This is a genomic window from Selenomonadales bacterium (assembly GCA_017442105.1).
In the GTDB taxonomy this organism is placed as follows: domain Bacteria; phylum Bacillota; class Negativicutes; order RGIG982; family RGIG982; genus RGIG982.
Map to the genome: position 1 here is coordinate 1 of JAFSAX010000033.1, position 4072 is coordinate 4072.

At 40.6% G+C, this 4072-nt stretch carries 4 protein-coding genes; 1 reads left to right on the forward strand and 3 read right to left on the reverse strand.

Features of this window, described 5'->3' with window-relative positions; genetic code table 11:
* Nucleotides 1-528 (reverse strand): hypothetical protein (locus tag IJN28_01410; protein MBQ6712430.1); only part of this gene is annotated, 528 nt, incomplete at its 3' end.
* Between the two features lie 216 nt (nt 529-744).
* Between IJN28_01410 and IJN28_01415 the strand changes: the two genes are divergently transcribed.
* Complete coding sequence (locus IJN28_01415) at nt 745-1695, forward strand: Stealth CR1 domain-containing protein (protein ID MBQ6712431.1); 951 nt, start codon at nt 745-747, stop codon at nt 1693-1695.
* Nucleotides 1696-1787: 92 nt separating this feature from the next.
* Here the strand turns inward: IJN28_01415 and IJN28_01420 are convergent, their stop codons facing one another.
* Nucleotides 1788-2543 (reverse strand): class I SAM-dependent methyltransferase, encoded by a 756-nt coding sequence (locus IJN28_01420; protein MBQ6712432.1) that lies wholly within the window; start codon nt 2541-2543, stop codon nt 1788-1790.
* Nucleotides 2544-2674: 131 nt separating this feature from the next.
* Entirely contained in the window at nt 2675-3871 is a 1197-nt protein-coding gene (locus IJN28_01425; GenBank protein ID MBQ6712433.1) for a pyridoxal phosphate-dependent aminotransferase, read from the reverse strand.
* Nucleotides 3872-4072 lie beyond the last annotated feature (201 nt).

Sequence of the window (4072 nt, forward strand, 5' to 3'; positions counted from 1 at the left end):
CTCTTTCTTTAAAGTTGTTAATAAAATATTCATTTCTTCTTCTGTCGGTAAAAGCAGATCGATTTTTTGTTCTCCAAGAATACGATCACTATATCGAACAGGATTGTTTGTAACCAAAACTTCTCTGTATGCCGAATTACACAAGGTAGATAAGACTGCTTTTAACAGTTTACGCGTAGTCGGCTTCAATTTATGCTCATTCAGTAGTGTTGTATTGATATGCGCAGTCGTAATATCTCTCATGCGAAAATGCCCTATATGAGGAATTGCATGCTTTTTTAGCATTGTTTCATATATTGTATAAGTACTACTTTTTACATTATCGCGCTTACGAGCCAAAAATCTTATCACATATTTTGCAAATGTGATATTATCAAAAGACTGTGCTTTACTATTTTGTATACAGGCTAACCGATAAATATATTTTATTGTTTTGTTAGTGTTTGAGCGAGTTAAGTCAGTTGTAGGTTGCGGAACCTGCTCTACTTCGGCGGAAAGTACAACTAACGATTTATAACCGTTTAGCATTGTTATACTTTTAACATCTCCTTGGTTTGTGTGTATTGCTTGTCTTTATTAGGTGTGACATTAAAATCCCTCCTTGCAGTGAATTTACGATTTGAAAATAATAAAAAAAAGATATATAATTAGATATAGTATGACATGTTGTAAGAGAAAAGTGCTGTTGTCAACATGTGACGATAACATGATAAAACGAACGAATAAAATTAAAGGAGCAATACTATGAATAGTGTAGATAATAAAATTGATATGGTATATCTGTGGTGCGATGGGCATGATCCTGCGTTCCAAGCACGTAAAAATCAATATATGAACGTTGCTCCAAATGACGATAAGCTTGTTGGCGAGAGAAGATTTGTGGATAATGATGAACTCAAATACTCTCTTCGTTCGCTTGAAAAGTATGCTCCATGGATCAATCATGTTTATATCGTAACAGACAGACAGATTCCGAAATGGCTTGATCTTGACTATGAAAAGGTAACCGTTGTTGATCATTCGGAGATCATGCCGAAGGAGATCATTCCCGTATTCAACTCGGTTATTATTGAATATTTTTTACCGCTTATACCGAATTTGTCCGAAAAGTTCCTTTATGCAAATGACGATATGTTTTTCGGTGCGCCTGTTACACCTGATTATTTCTTCAATGGTGATAAGCCGATCGTTCGATTGCGCAAAAGCAAAAGTTTGCCGCATAAGAATGATACTATCTCGAAATCAACGCGTGTATCGATGCGCTTGTTAGAAGGCACTTATAATCGTTTAGGATGGTATCGTTTGCATCACAATATTGATTCGTATACGAAATCATCGTTCTTAGATACGTTAGCGAGATATCGCGATACGTTTGTTTCGACATATGGCAATCGTTTCCGTACAGAATATGATGTGCATCGTATCATATTCGGATTGGACGCTGTTTATGCGGATAGGGCGGAGTTAGAGATCGTTAAGCCTCCGAGTGTATTTGAGAGAAAAATTTTATCACTCTTTAAAAAGGTAACATGGGATAACATGATCGGGAACGAGGGACCTAAAACCAGAAAAAATATTTTGAAATATAAACCGAAACTTTTCTGTATCAATTCGAATGCAGAGGCTGATGAACGTGAAAACAGCAGAAGGTTCTTAGATTCGCTCTTTTCCGAGCCGTCTAAGTTTGAAAAGTAATACAAAATAAAAAAGGAAAGACATGAGATATGTCTTTCCTTTTTTTATTACTGAAGCTGTGAAACTATTTTGTGATAAATGCTTTTAATGTATCATTTCATAGCAATTACAATGGGTTGATAGAATCCTGTTTCTTCAGGCATTTTCCATGATACATTACTGCAACCGTTATCCAAGAGAAGTTTGGTGAGCTCTTCTCTGCGTGTTGCTCGATATTCACATTCGAATTTGCTGATGCCTAAGGCACTTTCGTCGTCGATGATATATTGGGTAAGGTGGTAGTGGTCGCCATTCCAGTTCCATGTTTGGAACGATACGCGTTGTCCGTCATTTGTCTTATGGATATACGGTGGAGAGTAGGGTGGTTTATCAAGAAGCAATGTATCATAATCTCTGATGCTGGCCACGAACAGTCCGCCCGCTTTGAGTCGATCTGTGATGCTGCTAATGGCGGATGCCAATGCTTCGGCAGAGAGCATATGCGGAAGTGCATTATCCATCACAATGATAATGTCGAATTGTTCATCGAAGGTATCTGCCAAGGCGCAGAAGTCGGCTTTTTCGAATCGAATATGTACACGGTTCTCATCAGCACGCTTTTTCGCTTCTGCTATCTCATTTTCACTGATATCAGAGGAAGTCACATCATAGCCGAGAGCGGCAAGTCCGATCGACTGCGTGCCGATCCCACAGGCACAGTCGAGGATCTTTGCCGATCTGTCGAACCCATTATCGTGGAAAAGCTTATCCAGCAAAACGGCTTGTTCACGTGTTGTCGCTTGCCAGTCAGAGAACAGCTTATCATATGTTGCAGCCAAGTTATTATAAAAAGTCTGCGTAATGTCCATCGTCATATCCCCCTTGTTAAAATAAATTAGTCAAATACATCCGCTTTCTATGAGTATATCATAGGGGATAGATGCTTACAAGAAACGCCACAGCAAGTTTATCGCTGTGGCGCAGATGATTCTGATGGATATTATAATGCTTTGACTTCTTCCATCACTTTTTTGAAAGCTGGAAGTGCATTTTTTGCCGTATCATGCGATACGCAGTAAGCGATGCGGACGAAACCCGGACAACCGAAGGATGTTCCCGGAACGATAAGGAGGTTATATTTTTTTGCCATTTGGCAGAAGGCGATATCGTCAGCAATAGGAGATTTCATGAAGAGATAGAAGGCACCTTCCGGTTTGATGCACTCGTAGCCGTACGACAAGAGATTTGTGTAGAGAAGTTCGCGGTTAGCGTTATATGCTTCAATGTTCGGCGTGATGTCAACATCGAGGCAACGCGATACGACTCGTTGGAAGAGCGACGGTGCATTGACGAAACCAAGGATTCGGTTAGCAACATTTGCTGCGGCGATGATATTCTGGGCATCGGAGAGGGTATCGGGAAGCACAAGGTAGCCGATACGTTCGCCGGGGAGCGAGAGCGATTTACTGAACGAGTAGCCGACGATCGTGTTGTCATAGTAGTTCGGCAAGTACGGTACTTCTACGCCGTCATAGACGAGCTCGCGATACGGTTCATCCGAGATAAGATAGATATCGGTACCGAATTCGGCTTGCTTTTCGAGGAGAATTGCCGAGAGAGCCATGATCGTTTCTTCGGAATAGACAACACCTGTCGGATTATTTGGCGAGTTGATGATGACTGCTTTGGTTTTCGGCGTGATCTTAGAAGCGAATTCTGTGAGGTTCGGTTGGAACGTTTCTGTATTCGGCGATACGACGACGAGCTTGCCATCGTAGTTGGCAGTATAAGCGCGGTATTCGCCAAAATACGGTGCGAACGTGATGACTTCATCATCCGGATTGAGAAGCGTTTTGAAGATAACGTTCAAGCCGCCTGCTGCACCGACGGTCATCAAGATATTACGCGCGCCAAACTCCGTGCCAAAGCGTTTGTTGAGCGATTCGGCGATTTTTATGCGGACATCGTCATAGCCCGAGTTATTCATATAACCGTGAACCATCGTGGACAATTCTTCTTGGAGGATCTGAATTGCTGTTTCATTTACTTCGGCAGGTGCCGCCACATTCGGGTTGCCTAAGCTGAAGTCATATACATTTTCTGCACCGTGGATCGAAGCAAGGCGTTTGCCTTCTTCAAACATAGCACGAATCAAAGAACTCTGTTGTACATACGTTACCATTCTATCTGCAATCATGATAAAACCTCTTTTCGTATAAATATGATGTATTTCAATAATGATATGAAGTCCTCAAAATAAGACATCACTTAATTATTATACCTCGATTTTGCCAAGTTTGCAAAGTTACACAAAAAGAAATTATGCAAAATAAAAAGACACAAGAAATATTTCTTGTGTCTTTTTATTTTGCATAATTTCTTTTTGTGTAACTTTGCA